Annotated in this window: 16 protein-coding genes; 10 read left to right on the top strand and 6 right to left on the bottom strand. The window is 71.3% G+C overall.

What is annotated here, in order from left to right; translation table 11 throughout:
- Positions 1 to 159: 159 nt before the first annotated feature.
- Both B6G06_RS01140 and B6G06_RS01135 read left to right on the top strand, forming a co-directional pair.
- A complete protein-coding gene (locus B6G06_RS01140; RefSeq protein ID WP_081170532.1) occupies positions 160 to 1,458 on the top strand; it encodes an acyltransferase family protein in 1,299 nt (432 codons plus the stop codon).
- 117 nt (positions 1,459 to 1,575) lie between these two features.
- Positions 1,576 to 2,346, top strand: coding sequence for a YveK family protein (locus tag B6G06_RS01135; protein ID WP_080463234.1), 771 nt, complete (start codon positions 1,576 to 1,578; stop codon positions 2,344 to 2,346).
- A gap of 45 nt (positions 2,347 to 2,391) precedes the next feature.
- On the opposite strand, the gene B6G06_RS01130 is transcribed toward B6G06_RS01135, so the two are convergent.
- Together B6G06_RS01130 and B6G06_RS01125 are read right to left on the bottom strand one after the other, a co-directional pair.
- On the bottom strand, positions 2,392 to 3,417 hold the full coding sequence (locus B6G06_RS01130; protein ID WP_229657991.1) for a glycosyltransferase family 2 protein: 1,026 nt from the start codon (positions 3,415 to 3,417) through the stop codon (positions 2,392 to 2,394).
- Positions 3,414 to 4,460: a glycosyltransferase family 2 protein gene (locus tag B6G06_RS01125; RefSeq protein WP_080463235.1), complete on the bottom strand. Its 1,047-nt coding sequence runs from the start codon at positions 4,458 to 4,460 to the stop codon at positions 3,414 to 3,416. Before B6G06_RS01125 ends, B6G06_RS01130 begins: the two co-directional genes overlap by 4 nt.
- A 166-nt stretch (positions 4,461 to 4,626) precedes the next feature.
- Between B6G06_RS01125 and B6G06_RS01120 the strand changes: the two genes are divergently transcribed.
- Complete coding sequence (locus B6G06_RS01120; protein ID WP_125898866.1) at positions 4,627 to 5,643, top strand: glycosyltransferase family 2 protein; 1,017 nt, start codon at positions 4,627 to 4,629, stop codon at positions 5,641 to 5,643.
- A 215-nt stretch (positions 5,644 to 5,858) separates the two neighbouring features.
- Here the strand turns inward: B6G06_RS01120 and B6G06_RS01115 are convergent, their stop codons facing one another.
- Together B6G06_RS01115 and B6G06_RS01110 are read right to left on the bottom strand one after the other, a co-directional pair.
- On the bottom strand, positions 5,859 to 6,548 hold the full coding sequence (locus B6G06_RS01115; protein ID WP_080463236.1) for a hypothetical protein: 690 nt from the start codon (positions 6,546 to 6,548) through the stop codon (positions 5,859 to 5,861).
- Positions 6,548 to 8,035, bottom strand: a complete 1,488-nt coding sequence (locus tag B6G06_RS01110; RefSeq protein WP_229657992.1) for a WD40 repeat domain-containing protein — start codon at positions 8,033 to 8,035, stop codon at positions 6,548 to 6,550. The genes B6G06_RS01115 and B6G06_RS01110 overlap by 1 nt, the downstream gene beginning before the upstream one ends.
- Positions 8,036 to 8,640: 605 nt before the next feature.
- Between B6G06_RS01110 and B6G06_RS01105 the strand changes: the two genes are divergently transcribed.
- Complete coding sequence (locus B6G06_RS01105; RefSeq protein ID WP_420807200.1) at positions 8,641 to 9,774, top strand: DUF1972 domain-containing protein; 1,134 nt, start codon at positions 8,641 to 8,643, stop codon at positions 9,772 to 9,774.
- Positions 9,771 to 10,907 (top strand): glycosyltransferase family 4 protein, encoded by a 1,137-nt coding sequence (locus B6G06_RS01100; protein ID WP_081172117.1) that lies wholly within the window; start codon positions 9,771 to 9,773, stop codon positions 10,905 to 10,907. The genes B6G06_RS01105 and B6G06_RS01100 overlap by 4 nt, the downstream gene beginning before the upstream one ends.
- Before the next feature lie 105 nt (positions 10,908 to 11,012).
- Here the strand turns inward: B6G06_RS01100 and B6G06_RS01095 are convergent, their stop codons facing one another.
- Together B6G06_RS01095 and B6G06_RS01090 are read right to left on the bottom strand one after the other, a co-directional pair.
- On the bottom strand, positions 11,013 to 11,789 hold the full coding sequence (locus tag B6G06_RS01095; protein ID WP_081170528.1) for a CDP-alcohol phosphatidyltransferase family protein: 777 nt from the start codon (positions 11,787 to 11,789) through the stop codon (positions 11,013 to 11,015).
- A 27-nt stretch (positions 11,790 to 11,816) separates the two neighbouring features.
- Positions 11,817 to 13,193, bottom strand: coding sequence for an MATE family efflux transporter (locus B6G06_RS01090; RefSeq protein ID WP_081170526.1), 1,377 nt, complete (start codon positions 13,191 to 13,193; stop codon positions 11,817 to 11,819).
- Between the two features lie 576 nt (positions 13,194 to 13,769).
- Between B6G06_RS01090 and B6G06_RS01085 the strand changes: the two genes are divergently transcribed.
- From B6G06_RS01085 to B6G06_RS01065, 5 genes are all read left to right on the top strand, one after another.
- The gene (locus B6G06_RS01085) at positions 13,770 to 15,227 is read left to right on the top strand and encodes a sugar transferase (RefSeq protein ID WP_229657993.1); all 1,458 of its coding nucleotides are present in this window, start codon (positions 13,770 to 13,772) and stop codon (positions 15,225 to 15,227) included.
- On the top strand, positions 15,227 to 15,676 hold the full coding sequence (locus tag B6G06_RS01080; protein ID WP_081170524.1) for an FAD synthase family protein: 450 nt from the start codon (positions 15,227 to 15,229) through the stop codon (positions 15,674 to 15,676). Before B6G06_RS01085 ends, B6G06_RS01080 begins: the two co-directional genes overlap by 1 nt.
- 40 nt (positions 15,677 to 15,716) lie before the next feature.
- A complete protein-coding gene (locus tag B6G06_RS01075; protein WP_164505174.1) occupies positions 15,717 to 17,339 on the top strand; it encodes an RDD family protein in 1,623 nt (540 codons plus the stop codon).
- A 130-nt stretch (positions 17,340 to 17,469) separates the two neighbouring features.
- Complete coding sequence (locus tag B6G06_RS01070; protein ID WP_080462407.1) at positions 17,470 to 18,012, top strand: hypothetical protein; 543 nt, start codon at positions 17,470 to 17,472, stop codon at positions 18,010 to 18,012.
- 31 nt (positions 18,013 to 18,043) lie between these two features.
- Positions 18,044 to 18,667 carry a TetR/AcrR family transcriptional regulator gene (locus tag B6G06_RS01065; RefSeq protein ID WP_188640747.1) on the top strand — a complete coding sequence of 208 codons (624 nt, stop codon included), beginning with the start codon at positions 18,044 to 18,046 and terminating at the stop codon, positions 18,665 to 18,667.
- Positions 18,668 to 18,707 lie beyond the last annotated feature (40 nt).

Here is an 18,707-nt window from a genome sequence, read left to right as displayed (position 1 = left end):
GTGCCAGTGTCTCACTTTTTCGCCGCAACTTGATCAACGAGTGGCATCGGCGCCCTCCGCGACCACCGGGAGGAGGATCATTGGCCCCTGAGCGGACCGATCCGGACCGCCGTCCACGTCCAGCCGCCACGCGCGGCATGATCCCGCCCACGGAGCCCCATGATCTCGATCCGCCATCAGCCCTCGGCCGAGGGCGCCACCGCCACGCCCCCCGCGCCGCCCCAGGGCGCGGGCCGCCTGCGGGAGCTGGATGGCCTGCGCGGCCTGGCGGCCATCGTCGTCCTCATCCATCACTGCCTGCTCACCGTCCCCGCGCTGGCGGAGGTCGGCGCCCGCCCGGGGACGGCGCCGGACGGCGCCCTGGAGCGCCTGCTCAGCCTCACACCGGCGCATCTCCTGTGGGGCGGCTACGAGGCGGTGCTCATCTTCTTCATCCTGTCCGGAGTGGCGCTCAGCTACCCGATCGCCCAGCGGCGCGCCGCGGGGACTCAATTCGATTGGGTTGATTACGCTCCCCGCCGCCTCATCCGCCTGTGGGTGCCGGCCGGCGCCTCGACACTCCTGGCGATCGCGCTCATCATCCTCGTGCCGCGCTCGAACGACGCCTCTCTGGGGGCATGGGTGCGGGCCCACTATGTGTCAGATATCTCGATCAAGCAGACGGTCCGGGAACTCGCCCTGCTGCCCACCTACGCCTATCGCAACTCGGTTCTGTGGTCGCTGCACGCCGAGGCCATCTTCTCCATCCTCCTGCCGCTGATCATCCTCATCGTGGCGCTGGCGGCCCGGGCGCGCCTGAGCTGGGCCCTGCTGGCGGCAGCACTGGCCGTGCCGCTGGTGAGCGGCGACCCCGGCTCCGCCCTGTTCCTGCCGGTGTTCGCGATCGGAGCCGTGCTCGGCTGGCGCTGGGGGACGATGCCCGACCCGCTGCCCGCCCGACCCGCCCGTTGGGCCGGCGCGGCCGCCGTGGTCTGCCTCATCACCATGACCAGCCCGTGGTGGACCGCCCCGGAGACCTGGCCGGGCCTGCTCTCGGGAGAGCCGTCCGCGGCGCTAGTCCCCCTGGGTTCCCCCGCCTCTCCCTGGGGGCATCGGCTCGGATCGGCGATCGCCGTCGCCAGCGCAGCGGCCGCCATAGCGCTCATCGTGCGCGCCGGGGCGCTGCGCCCGCTCCTGCGCTCGAAAGTGGTGCAGATCTCCGGTGAGTTGTCTTTCTCTCTCTACCTCGTCCATACCCCGATGGTGCTCCTCGTGCGCACCCTGGCACCGTCGATATCCCCGTGGTGGATGCTCCTGGCGGGACCGGCCGCGGCGCTGCCGCCGGCCTGCCTCTTCCACCGGCTCATCGAGAGGCCGAGCCATCGGTGGTCCCGAGCGGCGGGCCGCTGGGCCAGCTCCCGATTCCGCGCACGCCGCAACGGGAGCCGCCGAGCGCCCCGAGGCAGGCATGCCGCCTGAGTCCGCCATCACCTGCCCGGGGAGGAGCCGCCCCTGAACCTTGGTCTACGGTGTACCCATGACGGCTCGCTCGTGGGCCACCATCCTCTCCTCTGATCTCGAAGGAACGACACGCGTATGGAGCCGGCCGATATCCTCCGCTTGCTGCGCAGGCACGCCCCCATCCTCATCCTGCACATCGTCCTCGGCGCCCTGGCAGGGTTCTCAGTGGCGATGATGAGCACTCCGATCTACTCCTCGCATGCGAGCGTCGTCGTGTCCACCTCGAGTCGCGACAGCAGCGGGCAGGATCTCGGCTCGGCCTCCGGCCAGAACTCCCTCCTCATGCCCACACTCGTCCAGATAGGGACCACCCAGGCCGTTCTCAACGAGGTCGCCACGAACACAGGGCTCGATCCTGCGGCGGTCAAGCGCATGCTCATGCTGAGCGCCAGGGAGAACACGCTCTTCATCGACATCACCGCCAAGGCCCCCTCCGCGGATCAGGCCCAGGCCGTGGTCGAAGCCGAGATCGACGCCTTCAAGAAGGCCGTGGGCAAGTGGGGTTACAAGGACGGGCAGACGCTCGAGATCAAGGAGCAGGATCCGCCCACCCTGCCCACCGCCCCCATCGCGCCCATCGCCTCGCGCTACGCCCTCAACGGCGCGCTCATCGGGACCGCGGTCGGCGCCGCGATCGTCATCCTCATGCGCCGCGCGGGCCTGACAGGGCGCCGCGGGGAAGGCCGTAGGACCATGGTCGGAGTCGCCCACGTGGGGGGCGACTCCGACCCACGGACCGACGAGGAGACAGGCCCGACCGTGTCGGTGCCATTGCCCACTGAGGACCACACACCACCGCCAGCCTCCTCCAAGCTCCTCCCGGCCTCGATGCGCCACCGCCGCTAGCCGCGTAACTCGGCGCCGTCGGACCGGGAACCGGGGGATGGTCCTTCACGGGCGACCGTACTCGGCATGACCGGCGCGGCCCAGAGCCGCTGAGGTCAGACCCGCGCCCCGGGCCATGAGACGGGCCCCCCTGGCGCGGTGGACCGTGGAGCTCAGCAGGACCCCGGCGCCCGCGCGCCCTGCGCCCGCGATGAGGCGCGCCGCGCCCCCGATGAGCGCCTTGCCCCGGATCCGCGCTCGGGTGGCGCGGTCCCCCGCACCCGCCAGAACGAGGTCGACCCGAACGGAAGTGGCGGCATGACTGCGCTGGCGGCGCAGGATCCAGGCCCGGTCTAGGCGCTGCGCGGGCACGTGGTCGACCACTTGGGCCTCGGCGCACCACAGGAGCGTTCCACCGGCGGCCACGAGTGAGCGGGTGAGCAGCGTGTCCTCCCCGCCGGTGGCGCCGAAACGCTCATCGAAGCGCAGGCCCCGCGCGCGCAGGAAGTCCAGATCGAGCAGCAGGCAGTTCGAGGCGGCGGCGGGCCGGGCAGTGCCTGTGGGCCAGGTGGCGCGCTCGAAGAAGCCCCCGGCGACCACCCATGGCTCCGGCTCGGTGTCGTAGGCGGGCAGCACATGCCCCGCCACCGCCTGCGCCCCCTCGCGGGCCCAGAGCCCCACGAGGGAGGAGAGCCAATTCTCGAGGGCCTCCTCGTCGTCGTCGATGAACACCAGGAGGCGAGCGCCGGCGGCCTCATCGAGGGCGCGGTTGCGCACGGCGGCCACGCCGGGGCGCTCCTCGATGACGTAGCGCAGCGCGCCCCCGCCGGGCCCGGCAGCCAGGCGCTCGACGGCGGAGCGCGCGCTGGCGGCGGGATCGTTGTCGATGACGAGTAACTCGGCCCGGGCCACCGGACTGGCCTCATCCGAGACCACGGCGCTCAGCTGGGGCAGGACGGATCCGACGGCGCGCTCCAGGCCGTGCGGGCGCTTGTAGGTCGGGATGGCGATGATGAGGGAGGCACCGCCCGGGTCCATCCCGCGAGCGGCGCTCCCTCCCGAGCCGGCGGCAGCCACGCCCTTGGCGCTCACTTGCGCCTCCAGGGAAGTCGGGAGACTCGCCCGTACTCCTGAACGCGCCCGCCGATGGCCCCCATCACCATGCCGACCGCACCCGCGCAGGCGGCCTCATGACGACCGCGGGAGTCATCATCACGGCGGATGGTGCCGATGGCGGCCAGTGCGCCATCGCGGCCGGCGCGCACCGCGCCCTTGGCGGCGTAGCGCAGCCGTAGAGGCATGCCCGATCCACTGCCATCGGCATCCGTCTCGATGCGCACCTGCGCCCATGTGGACCCCGAGCGCAGGCAGCGGCGGAGCACCCAGCCCCGGGTGGCGCGCGCGGCCGGCACGCGCTCGTCCAGGACGGCGTCGGCGGCGAAGCGGATGATCCCGCCGCCCTTGCGCAGGGAGCGCATGAGCATGGAATCCTCGCCTCCGGTGAGGCCGTAGCGCTCGTCGAAGCGCAGGCTCAGGGCGCGCATGACGTCCATGTCGAGGAGGAGGTTGGCGGTGGCCGCGCTGGGCATGATGGCACCATCGATGGCGCGAACGGCGTCGAAGACCCCCGAGCCGCGCACCCAGGCGCTGGGCTCGGCCTCGAAGAGCGGATGGCGGGGACCGGTGACAGCCGCGCAGCCGTGGGTGCGCCAGGCGCGCACGAGGGAGGTGAGCCAGCCGGGGCGGGTGAGCTCGTCATCGTCGATGAACACCAGGAGGCGAGCGTCGGCGGCCTCATCGAGGGCGCGGTTGCGGGCAGCGGTGATCCCGGGGACGGGCTCATGGGCGTAATGGGGACCGATCCCAGCCGCTCCGGGCTCGTCGGCGTTGGCGGCCCGGACCGCCTCGACGACCTCGCGAGCGCCCGCATCCGGGTCATTGTCGACCACCACGACGCGCGCCCGCCCAACGCCGGCCTCCTCATCCGCGCGGGCGGCACGGGCTTGGTCCACGAGCTGAGGCAGGAGCTCGGCGAGCCAGTCATTGCGCCGGTAGGTGGTCACGGCGACGACCAATGAGACCGATGGCGGCAGTGGCGGTGGGACCGGCGCGGGCGGTGTCGAAGACAGGCTCATACGTCCTCCTGGACGGCAGGTCGACGGACAGGGCGTCGATGGGAGGGGTGGGGTTGGGACAACGCTACTATGCAGGCGCACGGGCCCCGCCCGCAGGCGCCCGAGACGACGGTGCGCCCAGGGGAGGACGGCGCGGCACCCATCGATGAGGACCTGAGAGGACCCCATGGCCGACTTCCCCCCCGATCTCTTCTCCCCCGGCGCGTCCGGCGAGCCCCCCACCGGCGCCGAGGCCGCCGAGCTGCTCGCGCGCACCGCGATCATCGTCGTCAACTACGACTCCGCCGAGCTCCTGGCGAGCAACCTCGCCGAGGTGGCCCGGCGATCCCCCGAGGCCCGGGTCGTCGTCGTCGACAACTACTCCTCCCCCGGGGCCCGCGAGAGCATCCGCGCCCTGGCCCAGGCGCGCGGCTGGGCCCTGGAGTGCCCGGAGTCGAACACGGGCTTCGGCGGGGGGATGAACCTGGGGGCCGCCCGGGCGATCGCCGATGGCGCGGAGATCCTCGTCCTGCTCAACCCGGACGCCGTCATCGAGCGGGACTCCCTGGTGGCTCTGGCGCGACACGCGCAGGCCGACCCCCTGGTGCTCGTAGGACCGGTCATCCGGGACTCCAGCGGCGCGATCGTGTCCGATGGCCACGTGGTCTGCCTGGCGGACGGGTCGATGCGGTCGCGCCGCTCGCGACGGCCAATCCCGCCCGGCGGCACCGCGCCCTGGCTGAGCGGGGCGTGCTTGGCGCTCTCGGCGTCCCTGTACCAGCGGGTAGGGGGCTTCGATGCCCGCTACTTCCTGTACTGGGAGGATGTGGACTTCTCCGCGCGGGTGCTCGCTGCCGGGGGGAGCCTGGTCCTGGAGCGCCGGGCTGCGGCCATGCACGACGAGGGCGCCACCCACGGCTCCTCAGCGGGACAGGTGGAGAAGTCGGACACGTACTACTACTACAACGCGCGCAACCGGCTCCTGTACGCAGGCCTGCACATGGACGCCCAGGGCCGCCGTCGGTGGCGGGCGACGGCGCCGGGCGCGGCTCGCGAGATCGTCCTGCGCGGGGGGAGGCGCCAGCTGCTGCGCTCACCCAGGCCGGTGGCGACAGCGCTGCGCGCGACCCTGGACGGTCTGCGCCTCGCGCGCCGGGCGGCCCGGGGGCTCCTGCCCTCCCAGGACGAGCCGATCCTGCGATAGCGGGCCGGCGGGCCCTGCGCTCGCCGACGTGCTCGACGTCCCCTGTGGTTGTGAACGCGCCCGGGGGTTGTGGACGTGCCCCGACGGCGCGTTCACACCCCCCGGGCGCGTTCACGATTCCCGAGTGCGCCCGTGGAGCGGCGCCGATACGCATCCCGCCCGCCAGGCCATGGGGCTCTCGGCGGGCGGGAGGGAGGATGAGCGGCGGTTCGGGCTCAGTTGGGCGCCGCGCCGTCGAAGGTGGCGGCCGCATGATCGGCGCCGAGGTCGACGACGATATGCACCTGCCCGCGGCCGGAGGCCGGAATCGTGAAGGCCTTCTCCACGGTCTGGGTCTCACCCGGGGCGACGGAGTCGGGCACCGCGCCGTAGGCACTGACCAGCTCCGCCGCCGGGGCCTTATCAGCACCGTAGGTCACGGTGACCACGAGGCCGGACAGCGACAGGTCCGATCCGGTGTTGTTCGTGATCGTCACCGGGATGACCACGCCCGGGCCACCGGTCTCGCCAGGCCCGGCCTGGAGGTTCTCGGAGCGCATGGCGCCCAGCGCGATGGCGGCGCCGTCGACAGTGCTCGTCTGGTCGAGGGCGACGGGAGGGAGCTCATCGGCGGAGATATCGCCCATGCTGAGGGCCGTGGCATCCGGCGTGGCCGCCTGCGCCGACGGCGTCTCGGAACCGGTTGGCAGTGGCTCGCCCGTCATCGAGGGGGTGACGGTGGTCGAGGGCGTCGTGCCGGCAGTGGCGTCGGCCGTCGTCGAGGCGCTGGGCGCCGACGAGCCGGGGGCCTTGTCACTGGAGCAGGCTCCGAGCGCCAGGATCAGGGCCACGGGGAGCGCGAGGGATGGGCGAGCCGCGCGACGCAGCGCGCCCATCCCCACACGTCCCGGGTGGTGGCGCGTCATCAGCGCCATCCCCAGCCCCAGTTGTTCCAACGGTCGTTGCGGCCACCGCCGTTCCAGCCCCAGTTGTTCCAGCCGTCGTTGTCGCGATCATCGTCATCGTCGTTGTCGCGACCGCCGCCGTTGTTCCACCAGTCGTTGTTGTTCCAACCGTTGTCCTGGCCGCCGTTGTCGTCGCCCTCGCCCTGCGGCGGGACCTCCTTGGAGTCGATGGCGAAGCGGACGAGGCCCTGCTGGCCCTTCTTGTTGACACCGATGAACTCGCCGCCGTAGACGACGTACTTGTCGTTGCCCTCGACGGTCCAGGTGGCCTGGCCCATACCGGTGTAGCTGCCGACGATGAAATTGGGGCGGAAGCTCTGAAGCGCCGTCGTGGCGGGCTGGCCGGAGTAGTCCGTGTAACCGCGGACGTGGTTGCGCTGAACCGTACCGGTGCGCCCGTTGACGTAGGCCAGGGCGTTGTAGTAACTGCTCGGCGCGGTGTCACTGAAGCCACCGATGTTGGAGCAGTCGTGCGGGTGGCCCGCGACATAGGTGACACCGCCCGCGGGGTGGACGTCGTAGGAGTCGCCGTGGCAGTCGGCCATGTAGTCGAGGTCGCCGGTGGACCAGTTGGCGCGGAACATGCCCTCGAAGGTGCCCTCCTGGGAGTAGGCGGCGCCGTAAAGGCCCTGGTTGTCCGACTTCAGGGAGAAGATCGCGGCGTAGGTGCCGGAGTTGCGGATGACCGAGTTGATGTTGGTCGACTTGACGGTGCCGTCGCTGCCGATGATCGCCATGCCAGGGTTGGAGGAGCCCCCGACATCGCTGAAGGAGCCTCCGATGGCCACCTGGGCGCCATCGGGGGCGACGGTGATGGTGCGGACGAGACCGCGACCCACCCGGGGGGCGAAGTCGGCCAGGGACAGCGTGGGCAGGCTGACAGCGGCCACGCGGGAACGGGCCTTGTTGTTGACCTGGGTGAAGGCGCCGGAGAAGTAGAGGGTGGAGCCGTCCGGGGAGACCTCGACGTCACGGACCTCGGTGTTGGGGGAGATGCCGAGGTTCACGCGATTGCCGTCGGAGGCATTGACAGCTCCGAGGCGGAAAGTGTCCTTATCGTTGAGACGGGTGAAGTTGCCGCCGAGATAGAGGGTCTTGCCGTCCTTCGAGGCGTCGATGGAGTAGATGACGCCATTGGTGGTGGGCGCCCAATCGAGGAGGGCGCCGGTGGTGATGTCGTAGGCCATCGCGTTGGAGCGCGGGACCTCGTTCTCGCCCCGCGAGGAACCGGCCGGGCGCGCGCTGGAGAACTCGCCGACGGCGTAGACCGTGTTGCCGACGATCTTCTGATCCCACACGACGCCGTTGATCTGGGCTGTCGGGAGAGGCGTCGGGGAGGCGACCGCCACTTCGCCCGCCGCGCCCCGGGCGTCGGCGGCGTGGGCGGTCGGGCTCGTGAAGGGAAGGACGGACAACGCCACCAGGGCGAGGGGGAGCCCGGCGGACATGGCGAGCCTTCGGGCATGGCAACGTAGACGCATGGAGATATTCCGTTCAACGCTTGGGGATACAGGGACGGCTTCCGGCATGGGTGCCGAGCATCGCCGTGGGAGCTCGGAAGGGCCAGGCGCCGACCCCGACCCTAGCACTCAGATAACTTTCAGATAACGTCAATCCCCCTGGGAGATCCTCAAAGATCACGGCCCCCGCCTATCCGGGTCCACGAGGGCGATCCGCCCTCTGACATGCCAATCCCGCGGACATCACCGGGCGCGGCGGGCGAGGCCCGCACAGGTCCGCCACGGATAACCGCCCGTCCGTCAGCCTGGTGAGAAGCAACACACTCGATCTGGAACCGACGGCGGGTATCGCCCCGCTCCCGCTCCTCGACCCGGCTCATTCACATCGCCCTCCCATGCGATGGGGAACTCCCGACCTCGGTACCATGGTGCTGTTCCCATGCGACGGCCCCGCGCCCTCGCCCTGCCGAAGCCGCCCCATCCGGCGCGCCCGGCCGCCCCAACCCTCCGGCGCACCGGCACGCCCCGGGTCCGCGCCCCACATGAAAGGCCCCGACGTGACCACTGCCTCCCCCGACCGACTGCGCATCGCGATGATCGGCACCCGCGGCGTGCCCGCCCGGTACGGGGGCTTCGAGACCGCCGTCGAGGAGGTCGGCAGGCGCCTGGCCGCCAAGGGGCACAAGGTCCTCGTCTACTGCCGCAACCCCGAGCCCGCCGACCCCCTGCCCGAGAGGTACCTCGGCATGAGGCTCGTGGAGCTGCCCGCCATGCGCAAGCGCAGTCTCGAGACCCTCTCCCACACGGCCCTGAGCACTGTCCACCTCCTGCGCCGTGTGCACCCCGACGCCGCCATCGTCTTCAATGCCGCCAACTCCCCCTTCCTGCCCGCCCTGCGCGCCGCCCGCATCCCCGTGGCCACGCATGTCGACGGCCTGGAGTGGCAGCGCGGCAAGTGGGGGCCCACCGGCAAGCGCTACTACCGGGCCGCCGAGGCCCTGGCCGTGCGCTACTCCGACGCACTCATCGCCGATGCTCAGGGCATCGCCGACTACTACGACACCGAGTTCAACGCTCCCACAGACCTCATCGCCTACGGCGCCCCGCGCATCCACGCCGGCACCGACCGCCTGGCCGAGCTGGGCCTCGAGGCCGGCCGCTTCCACCTGGTGGTCGCCCGCTTCGAGGTTGAGAACCACGTCGACGTCGCGGTGGAGGGCTACGCGGCCTCCAGCGCAGAGCACCCGCTCGTCGTCGTCGGCTCGGCGCCCTACGCCAACGAGTACACCGAGCGGATCCACTCCCTGGCCGACGACCGGGTGCGCCTGCTCGGGGGTCTGTGGGACCAGGAGCTCCTCGACCAGCTCTACGGCGGGGCCGCGATCTACCTCCACGGGCACTCAGTGGGGGGCACCAACCCCTCACTGCTGCGCGCGATCGGGGCGGGGGCCGCCGTTGACGCCTTCGACGTCTCCTTCAACCGGGAGGTGCTCGGACCCGCCGGCCGCTACTGGACCACCGCCGACGACGTCCGCGCCCTCATCGAATCCGCCGAGGCCGATCCGGACGGCACGGCGGCGCGCGGCGAGCTCTCCCGGGAGCGGGCCGAGGGCTACGACTGGGATGCCGTCGCTGATTCCTATGAGGCGCTGTGCCGCCGCCTGGCCCTGAGCGGCCCGATGCGCCACCGCCCCTCGGGACGCAGGACGGGGGCCTTCCCCGCATGAGCACGATCCTCGTCGCCCACCCCTCCCCCGACCTGTACGGATCCGACCTGCAGCTGGTCGAGACCATTCACGCGCTCATCGGCGCCGGCCACATGGTCAAGGTGGCGCTGCCCACCGACGGCCCGCTCGTCGCAGTGCTGCGAGAGGCGGGCGCCGCCGTCGCCATCATCCCCTTCACAGTACTGCGCAAGGCGCTGCTCAACCCGCGCGGACTCGCGGGCCTCGGGGCGGAGGCGGGCCCGGAGGCGCTGAGACTGGCGAGGATCATCCGCTCCTCCGGAGCCCGGGCCGTCCTGACGAACACCGTGACGATCCCCACCTGGCCACTGGCTGCGCGCCTCGCAGGAGTACCGGTCATCGCCCATGTGCATGAGGCGGAGGACTCCCAGCCGCTCATCATCCGCGCGGGCCTCAACGCACCGCTGCTGACGGCGCGCGCCGTCATCGCCAACTCGGGGGCGGCCCGGGACGTCCTCCTGACCGCCCAGCCCCCGCTCAAGAACCGAACAAGGGTGATCCACAACGGCGTCCCCGGCCCTGAGCGGCCCCTGCCGGGGCCGCGGAATCGGACGGCGGGCACCCCCTTCCGAGTGGCCCTCATCGCCCGGCTCTCACCCCGCAAGGGCATCGACATCGCTTTGGAGGCCATCGGCCTGCTCCGCGCCGAGGACGTGGATGCGCGTCTCGTGGTGGCCGGATCCATCTTCCCCGGATACGAGTGGTACGAGGAGCAACTGCGGGAGCGGATCAGCCGGCCGGACCTGAGCAGCGCCGTCGAGCTGCTGGGCTACGTCAACCCGACCTGGCCTATCCTGGCCGATGCGGATGCGGTCATCGTCCCCTCGCGGGCCGAGCCCTTCGGCAATACGGCCGTCGAGGCCCTGCACGCGGGGCGCCCGCTCGTGGCCTCGCGCGTCCAGGGCCTGATGGAGGTCGTGCGCGATGGCGAGACGGGGCTGCTCGTCGCCCCGGAGTCGCCGGAGGCTCTGGCGGCGGCATTGGCCGTGCTCGAGCGCGACCCCGCCCGGGCCCGCGAGCTCGCGCTCGCCGGGCGGGCGGACGCCGCTGAGCGCTTCTCCGTGGAGCGCTACCGCAGCAGGATCGTCGACGCCGTCGAGTCCCTCCTCCAATAATCCCCACTTATCACCGAGACCGGTCGAAAATAGGAGCGAGACCGGCCCGCGGGCCGGTCTCGCTCCTATTTTCGACCGGTCTCGGTGATGGGGAGGGGCGAGGCGTCAGAGGGCGCGCATGTCCCGGTACCACTTGGGCAGGGCGAGGGCGAGGTAGCCGGCCGATCCCAGGAGCATGAGCGCGTAGAGCACGAGGAAGGGCACCGGCGCCCAGCGCAGCGCGAGCACGATGCACAGCAGCCCGTAGTCCGTGGGCGCGGACAGGATCGACTTGAGAATCCCCGCGCGCCCCTCGTCCCTGGCCAGCGGGGTCCCACCGTTGTAGCGCAGCTGGTAGGTGAGGATGTAGGTGAAGAAGTGGATGTTCTGAACGGCGCTGTAGGCCAGCGGGAGCAGCAGCAGGGCCGGGCGCGAGCCGACGACGTCGGCGAAGCGGAACAGTGAGATCGCAATGGCCAGGTGGAGGCTGGAGAGCTTGATCGCGTCGGCGACGTGGTCGAGCCACTCCCCCGCCTTCGAGCCGCCGTGGCGCAGTCTGGCGAGCTGGCCGTCCGCGGAGTCGAGCGCGTAGCCGAGCACGAGCAGGCCCGCCGTCACGAGCGCGGCCCATACGGTCAGCGGCAGGGCGGCGATGAGGATGATGCCGGTCATCGTGCAGGCCGCGGACAGAACGGTCACCTGGTCCGGGGTGGCGCCCAGGCGGTGCGCGACGGCGGCCAGCACCCGTCCCAGCGGGCGGTTGACGAGGCGCGAGTACAGGGGAGCGCCTGCCTTGGCCTTCTGCGCGGTCGACAGCGCTCGGATCGACTCACCGATGCTGGGGCGCGCACCACCGGCGGGATCGCAGGGGCGGCCGGGGCTGACTGGCTTCGAGGGGTTCATGAGGTCTCCAACTATGCGGGTAGGGGATCAGGCAGGGGTGGGCTGGGCATCATCGGCGGGCGCCCCGGCCTCCTCACCGGCCTGGCGACGGCGGCGCGCCAGGTCCCGGCGCACCCACCACAGGTAGGGGATGGACTGGCAGATGACCACGGAGATAACGGAGCCGAGGACGGGTCCGGCCGGACCGAAGGGCGCGATGAGCGCCCAGGACAGGGCGAAGTTGACCGGGACGAGCACGAGGACCGGGACCACCTGGAAGCGCAGCCCGCGCGGGTCCGTCATGTACATGCCCAGCGGGTACTTGGCGGCCTCGACGATGACCGACGCGGCGAAGGACACGATGAGCAGCGTCGGCAGGCGGATGGTGCCGTCGGACAGGATGCCCGCGGCCCAGGGGGCGAGCAGCGCCATGGCGAGGGCCATCACCCCCGCGGCGCCGGCGAAGACCCCCGCGGGCTTGAGGGGGCTGGCGATCCGCCCGGCCGAGCGGGCCCGCGCGAACACCGGCCACATGGCCACGCCGGCGGCGACGACGGTCTGCGTGAGCAGGTTGAACAGCGTGCTGGCGAGGTTGTACTGCGCGAGCGCGTCGGAGGCGCCCAGGTGGCTGAGGAGGATGCGGTCGGTTTGGAAGGCGATGGGCAGGACGAGTGATTGCAGAAGCTGGGGACCGGCGGTGTTGATGACCTTGACGCCGGGGACCTCGCGCAGCCGGGGAACGTCGCGCGCGGCCTCGCGCAGGAGGGGGCCGGTGGCCCGCCAGGCCACGATGATGCAGATGACCGAGACCAGCGTGTTGGCCAGGTAGGAGTAGATGGATACGGCGTTGCCCGAGTCCATGCGGGTGACGATCGCCAGCAGCAGGAGGGTGGTCATCGCCGGGGAGACGACACCGGAGCTGATCACCTGGGTGGCCGATCGGCCGAGCCCGACGACGATGCGCTGCCCCACGCTCAACGGCAGGGCGAGGGAGTAGATGAGGAGGCAGATGGTGGCAGTGGCACCGCCGCCATCCATGAGGCGGGCGCCGAGCAGGGTGGGCCAGGCGCCCAGGAGCTGGATGACGATGCCCGCGGTGCAGATGACCACCGTGGAGGCGAGCAGGACGCGCATGGCGGTGGTCAGGGTACGGCGCAACGTGGAGTCGTGAGCAGGATCGGTGGAGCCGGCGACGACGTTGAGGATGACCGCTCCGATGCCCAGGTCGGTGAAGGGCATGAGGGTGGGGAAGGTGGCCAGCAGGCCGTACTGGGCGTAGGCGTCGGCGCCGAAGTGGCTGAGGATGAGCCGGGTATTGATGAGGCCGAAGACGCCTGCGACGACCATGACGACCATCTTCGCGCCGGCCGTCCGGCCGACCGAGGCCCATGGCCCGGATCTCCGGGGGGCGGGCTGGGTGGGCATAGCGGTACCTCGTTCAACAGGGCAGCAACAGGGCAAGGACCAGCGTCGGGGACGCCGCGGGAACGGCCAGACTCTAGCAGCCGGCCCTCCCGGCGCCCCGGCGGCCCCGGGCTTTTGGCGCTATTCCGTGACCGATGGCGGCCCCTCGCAGGTCCCGGGCGGCATTGCCCGCGACGGCGGCACATCTCACACTGGGAGCGCCCAGCCGCGAAGCCACAGGCCAGAGGTCTGGACCTTCCGGAGTTCAACGCTCAAGACGCCTTCGAGGTAAGACGATCGACGCAGGCCAAGCCCCACTTGCCCAGAACCGCGCACCGTCTCGCGCCGCCGATGGCGCACAGGTGCCGTACAACATTGCCCAAGCCGCACGCCTGGGGGATACAATCTGCTCAGAAGATCTGACATACGACTACTAACGACGATTCCGATCCGCCGTTCCCTCGAAAGGTCTGACCTTCAGGCTCCCAGCGGGTCGCTCCCTGTGGCCCCGGTCTTTAGCACCTAGTCTGACCTGGACACTTTCTCCTTCCGGATCCCTTCCCCGAACATCCCTCGCATACTTCAACAGGAGCCCTGATGTACCTGAATGATGTTGCGGCCACTATCAGGCCGGAGACCGGCCTGCCCCTGGCACGCCTGCCCCTCGCAGAGCCCGCGCGTGGCCGTCTTGCATGGTCCTCCATGCGCCGCGACCTCCTGGCCTGGATCGTGCTCAGCGACCTCGTCGCGATCGCCATCCCCGCCTGGATCGCCCTCCCCTTCGGCGGCGCGGGCGCCACCCTCGCCGCCACGACCGTGGGCATGCTGATCATCGTCGGAACCTGGGCCCTGGGCGGCCTGGGCGCCGCTGCCGTCGATCACGGCTCCATCCCCCTGCCCGCGCTCCTCGGCCTGCACGTACTGGCCCTGCCGGTCAGCCTCCTGGCCAACCGCGCCCTGGGCTCCTCCCTCAGTCCGATCGCCGTGGCCTGCCTGCTGGCCGCCCAGTTCCTCCTCATCCTGATGGGCAGGACGGTCGAATCCAGTCACCTGCGCCGCCGCCGCATGGACGGCCACGCCCTGCGCCGCACCCTCATCGTCATGGGCCCCGGTGCCGAGCCGATGCTCCACGAGATGCGCCGCCACCCCGCCGACGGCTTCCTCGTCATCGGTTACCTCTCCTCCGGCACCACCGGGCGCCTGGGCAATGCGATGCCCGTGCCCGACGCGGAGGGCCTGGCGCAGATGGTCAGCGAGGAGATGATCGACGTCGTCATGACCCTCGGCGCGGTCGCCCCCGACGACCTGCGCTCCCTCATGCGCGGGCTCGAGGGCACCCACGTCCGCCTCATCGTCGCCCCCGGCCTGCAGGACGTCGAGCCCGGGCGCCTGACGGGTCTGCCGGTGACGCACGGATGGACGGCGCTCATCGCCGTCAGGACCCGCCGCACCCGCGAGGCCGGCAAGAAGGTCGTCGACCGTCTCGTCGGCCTGATGCTCCTGCTGGCCGCCTCGCCGATCATCGGGATCGCGGCCCTGGCCGTGCGCCTGGAGTCCCCCGGCAACCCCTTCTACTGCCAAACTCGCGTGGGGCTCAATGGCACGCACTTCACGATGTGGAAGCTGCGTTCCATGTACGCCGACGCCGATGCCCGCAGGGCGGCGCTGATCGCCCGCGGCGGCGACTCGGGCAACCAGGTCCTGTTCAAGGACTCCCGCGACCCCCGGATCACCCGCGTGGGCCGGATCCTGCGCCGCACCTCCCTGGACGAGCTCCCCCAGCTCATCAACGTCGTGCGCGGCGAGATGAGCCTGGTGGGCCCCCGCCCGGCCCTGCCCAGCGAGGTCGCCCAGTACGACGACGAGGCGCGCCGCCGCCTCCTCGTGCGCCCCGGCATGACCGGCCTGTGGCAGGTCTCGGGCCGATCGGACCTGTCCTGGAACTCCACTGTGGCCCTCGACCGCCACTACGTGGAGAACCGCGGCGCGCTGATCGACGCCAAGATCCTGGCCGCCACGGCGCGCGCCGTCACCGGTGGGAAGGGGGCTTACTGATGAACGTCGGCTACGTCCCCGGTGGCTTCGACATGCTTCACGTCGGTCATCTCAATATCCTCACAACCGCCGCGGCTCACTGCGACCGCCTCATCGCCGGAGTCGCCACGGACGCCTCCCTGGAGCGGATGAAAGGCCGAGGTCCGATCGTGCCCCAGCACGAACGGATGGCCCTCGTCCAGGCCCTGCGAATGGTCGATCATGTCATCCTCGATCACGATCAGGACAAGCGCCTGGCCTGGCGAACCGCGCCATTCGATGTACTCTTCAAGGGAACGGACTGGCGCGGCACCGACAAAGGCCGGCTGCTCGAGGAGCAGATGGCAGAGGTCGGCGCCCGCGTCGTCTACCTGCCGTACACGCCGACGACCTCGTCGACGATGCTGCGCAGGGCCCTCCTCCAGGAGGTCGCGTCGCCCGAGTCCGAGGCGGTGGCGGCCACTGCGTGAGGGGCGGTACCAAGATCACCAACGCGAAGGGAAAGCGCGCGTGACCGCCACCACCACTCAGGCGCCGAAGCAGAACCAGCGGCGGGCGCTCCCCGGCCCCGCGCTCCCGGCATCCCCGAAGGCCCGCCTCCTCGCCGTCGTCATCGACATCCTCCTGGGCGTCGCGATCGGCGCCATCATCACGCTGCTCGCCAAGGAGCCCCTGGGTCTGCCGATCACCGCGGGGGTCACCGCAGCGGGGCTCGTCCTCGCCCGATTCGCCCTCGTCGCGGCCACCGGCTGGACGCCCGGTGGCCGGATCGTCGGGGTGAGGATGGTCGACGCCTCCAATGACGGCCCCTCCTTCGTAGGCACTTTCGTCCACGCCGACCTCATCCTCGTCACCGCGCTCTTCACCGCCGGCATCGGCGGACTATTCATGCTGCGCAGCGCGGCGAAGGATCCCGAGGGGATGAGCTGGCACGACCGCCTGAGCCGGATGCGGCTCATCGCGACGAAGCCCTCCAGCGCGATCGCCCCGCCGCACGGAGCGGATGAGCCGTCCCCCGCCCCCAGCGACCCGCCCCCTTCCTCACCCGCGCCCCTGCCCGATGAGCCGACGGCGATGATGACGCCCTCGGCCGTGCCCTCCGACGAGCGCCTAATGGGTGGCACCACCGGCTCCCGCGATTGCGAGCCCGAGCCGGCGACGCCCTCGGCGGCGACCTCCTCGGCATCGTCGGCCCCCGCGGCCAGTTCCTCCGCCACCGCTGGTGCGGGTGCCGATCGCGCTCCTCGCACGCGCCGTCCGAGGCGACGCTCCTCCTCGCGCGCGCAGGAGCCCGGCGCCGTGGCGATCCTGGGCTCCATCCCCTGGTCAGAGGAGGCACCCGAGCTCGACAGCCCCACGCTCGACGGCAGTGGGTTGGACGCCCTGAACGCCCGCCTCGTCGTCGGCTCGGTGGATCTCGCCCCCGACGGCGGCGCCTCCGGGCCCGTCATCGACGCTGAGACCCCCGAGGCGGACTCTGCGCCCTCGCAGGCATCGGCCATCAGCACCGCGAGCGCGCCCGCCATCAGCGCCTCCAGCGCGAGCACGACAAGCGCCGTGAGCACGGGGAGCACGGGGAGCACGGGGAGCACGGACATCCTCACCAGCGCCGCCTCCGTGCCCAGCGCGGTGAGCGCCACGAGCGCGCCGATAGCGCCGCGCGTCGAGGAGGAGCACGGGGCGCCTCCCCCGACGGAGCCCGTCGATCTGCGCAACGTGGACCTGGGGGCGCACTCCGACGGCGAGGATTCCCTGGACTCCACCATCCAGTCCATCCGCACGCCCTCCTCGATCGAGGACACCGGCGCCACCGCCGTCCTCGTCCCCGAGCGGGACGGCGGGGAGATCGCTCTGGCCGGCGTCGTCGTCCTGGGCCGCGACCCGGTGGCCTCCCCGGAGCACCCCGAGGCGAGCCTCCTCGTGCTGCGCGGGACCTCGCTGTCCATCTCCAAGACCCACGCCCTGCTCATCCCGGTGGTCGACGGTCTATGGGTGACCGACCTGCACTCCACCAACGGCACCACTATCGTCCACGGGGGCTCCTCGCGCCGCGCGGTCCCGGGGATCCCGGAACCCGTGTTTCCCGGCGATCGCGTTCTCTTCGGCAAGGTGGGGTACCGTGTCAAGGACTAGCCGGTACTAGCGCCCGGCGGCCCATGGACCGGCCATCGGCGCGCGGACGGCAGGCGCCGCCCGGGGAGGGGCGGCATGAGCGCTGGCGCGCAGAGGCGACGACGAGGAAAAACAAGAAAGCAGGACAACGATGGAGATCGCCGTTCGACCCGATCCGGGCAACTGGATCGTCATCCCCACCTACCCGGCACCAGGATGGGCGCGGATCGAGGCGCGGCGACGGGCCGCGGGGGCCCTGGACCCCTCGGCCGAACCCTTCCTGCTGCAGGTCCTGGAGGGCCTCTCGCGCGCTGACCGGCTCGGCTCCGAGGCCCGCGTCGTCAGGTGCGAGGCCGGCCGCCCGGAGTTCGTCGTCGATCTGGCGATCGTCCCCGCCACTGACGACTCCTCCAAGGCCGGACGCCACAGCGCCCAAAAGGCCGTCCTGGCGTCCCTCATCCCGGACACCGAGCCCCAGCGGCTGCGCCCCGCCCCCGATATGGCCGGCTTCTGGGCCATGAGCACAGACGCCCACGCCCACCCGCAGGCGGCGATCATCCTGCGGATGGCGGGCCTGCCCACGATCCCCGCCGACCTCATCATGCGGGTGTGGGGATCGATCCCCGAGCAATTGCACCGGGCCGTCAATGAGGCGATCTCCCTGGCCGGCCACGTCGTGCCCGCCGAGGCCTGAGGCCCGGGCCTCCTGAGGCGCGCCGATCCCCGTGGCCCCCAAGCGCACCCGGATGAGCGCCAGCCAACGGCGCGAGCAGCTCATCGCCGTGGCGCGCGCCCTGTTCGCGGACAGGGGCTTCGAGGGGACCAGCATCGAGGAGATCGCTCACCGGGCCAAGGTCTCCAAGCCGGTGGTCTATGAGCACTTCGGCGGCAAGGAGGGTCTTTACGCCGTCATCGTGGACCGTGAGCTGACGACGATCTCCGCCACGATCACCGAGGCCCTGCGCTCCTCGAGCAGCCCCTCGGTGATCGTCGAGCGCGCGGCGCTGGCCCTGCTGACCTACATCGAGAACTCGCCCGACGGCTTCCGCCTGCTGTCGGCGGGCAGTGATCGCGCGGCGGGGACGTACTCCACATTTCTGTCCGATGTCGCTATCCAGGTCTCCGGCATCCTCGCCGCGCAGTTCCGCGCCCACGGGCTCGAGGCCTCCACCGCGCCGCTGTACGCCCAGATGCTCGTCGGCATCGTCGCCATGCCGGCCCAGTGGTGGCTGGAGGATCGCTCCATGAGCAAGGAATCGGTGGCGGCCCATATGGTCAACCTCGCCTGGAACGGCCTGCGGGGCCTCCAGCTGGATCCGGTGCTGAACCACCCGACGACGCCGGACTGATCCCGGCAACCGGGACGGTCCCAGCCGCGGCGCCGACGGC

The organism is Actinomyces gaoshouyii (assembly GCF_002076915.1).
GTDB lineage: Bacteria > Actinomycetota > Actinomycetes > Actinomycetales > Actinomycetaceae > Actinomyces > Actinomyces gaoshouyii.
Note: the sequence above shows the minus strand (reverse complement) of the source record. Positions and strands in the feature narration are given on the sequence as shown.

What these genes read in the sequence shown, in the direction of transcription:
- B6G06_RS01110 (WP_229657992.1), bottom strand. Translation starts at nt 8,035, where the DNA reads ATGTCCGCCGGGCTCCCCCTCGCCCTGGTGGCGTTGTCCGTCCTTCCC.
- B6G06_RS01135 (WP_080463234.1), top strand. Translation starts at nt 1,576, where the DNA reads ATGGAGCCGGCCGATATCCTCCGCTTGCTGCGCAGGCACGCCCCCATC.
- B6G06_RS01125 (WP_080463235.1), bottom strand. Translation starts at nt 4,460, where the DNA reads ATGAGCCTGTCTTCGACACCGCCCGCGCCGGTCCCACCGCCACTGCCG.
- B6G06_RS01120 (WP_125898866.1), top strand. Translation starts at nt 4,627, where the DNA reads ATGGCCGACTTCCCCCCCGATCTCTTCTCCCCCGGCGCGTCCGGCGAG.
- B6G06_RS01095 (WP_081170528.1), bottom strand. Translation starts at nt 11,789, where the DNA reads ATGAACCCCTCGAAGCCAGTCAGCCCCGGCCGCCCCTGCGATCCCGCC.
- B6G06_RS01085 (WP_229657993.1), top strand. Translation starts at nt 13,770, where the DNA reads ATGTACCTGAATGATGTTGCGGCCACTATCAGGCCGGAGACCGGCCTG.
- B6G06_RS01100 (WP_081172117.1), top strand. Translation starts at nt 9,771, where the DNA reads ATGAGCACGATCCTCGTCGCCCACCCCTCCCCCGACCTGTACGGATCC.
- B6G06_RS01080 (WP_081170524.1), top strand. Translation starts at nt 15,227, where the DNA reads ATGAACGTCGGCTACGTCCCCGGTGGCTTCGACATGCTTCACGTCGGT.
- B6G06_RS01070 (WP_080462407.1), top strand. Translation starts at nt 17,470, where the DNA reads ATGGAGATCGCCGTTCGACCCGATCCGGGCAACTGGATCGTCATCCCC.
- B6G06_RS01115 (WP_080463236.1), bottom strand. Translation starts at nt 6,548, where the DNA reads ATGACGCGCCACCACCCGGGACGTGTGGGGATGGGCGCGCTGCGTCGC.
- B6G06_RS01105 (WP_420807200.1), top strand. Translation starts at nt 8,641, where the DNA reads ATGATCGGCACCCGCGGCGTGCCCGCCCGGTACGGGGGCTTCGAGACC.
- B6G06_RS01090 (WP_081170526.1), bottom strand. Translation starts at nt 13,193, where the DNA reads ATGCCCACCCAGCCCGCCCCCCGGAGATCCGGGCCATGGGCCTCGGTC.
- B6G06_RS01140 (WP_081170532.1), top strand. Translation starts at nt 160, where the DNA reads ATGATCTCGATCCGCCATCAGCCCTCGGCCGAGGGCGCCACCGCCACG.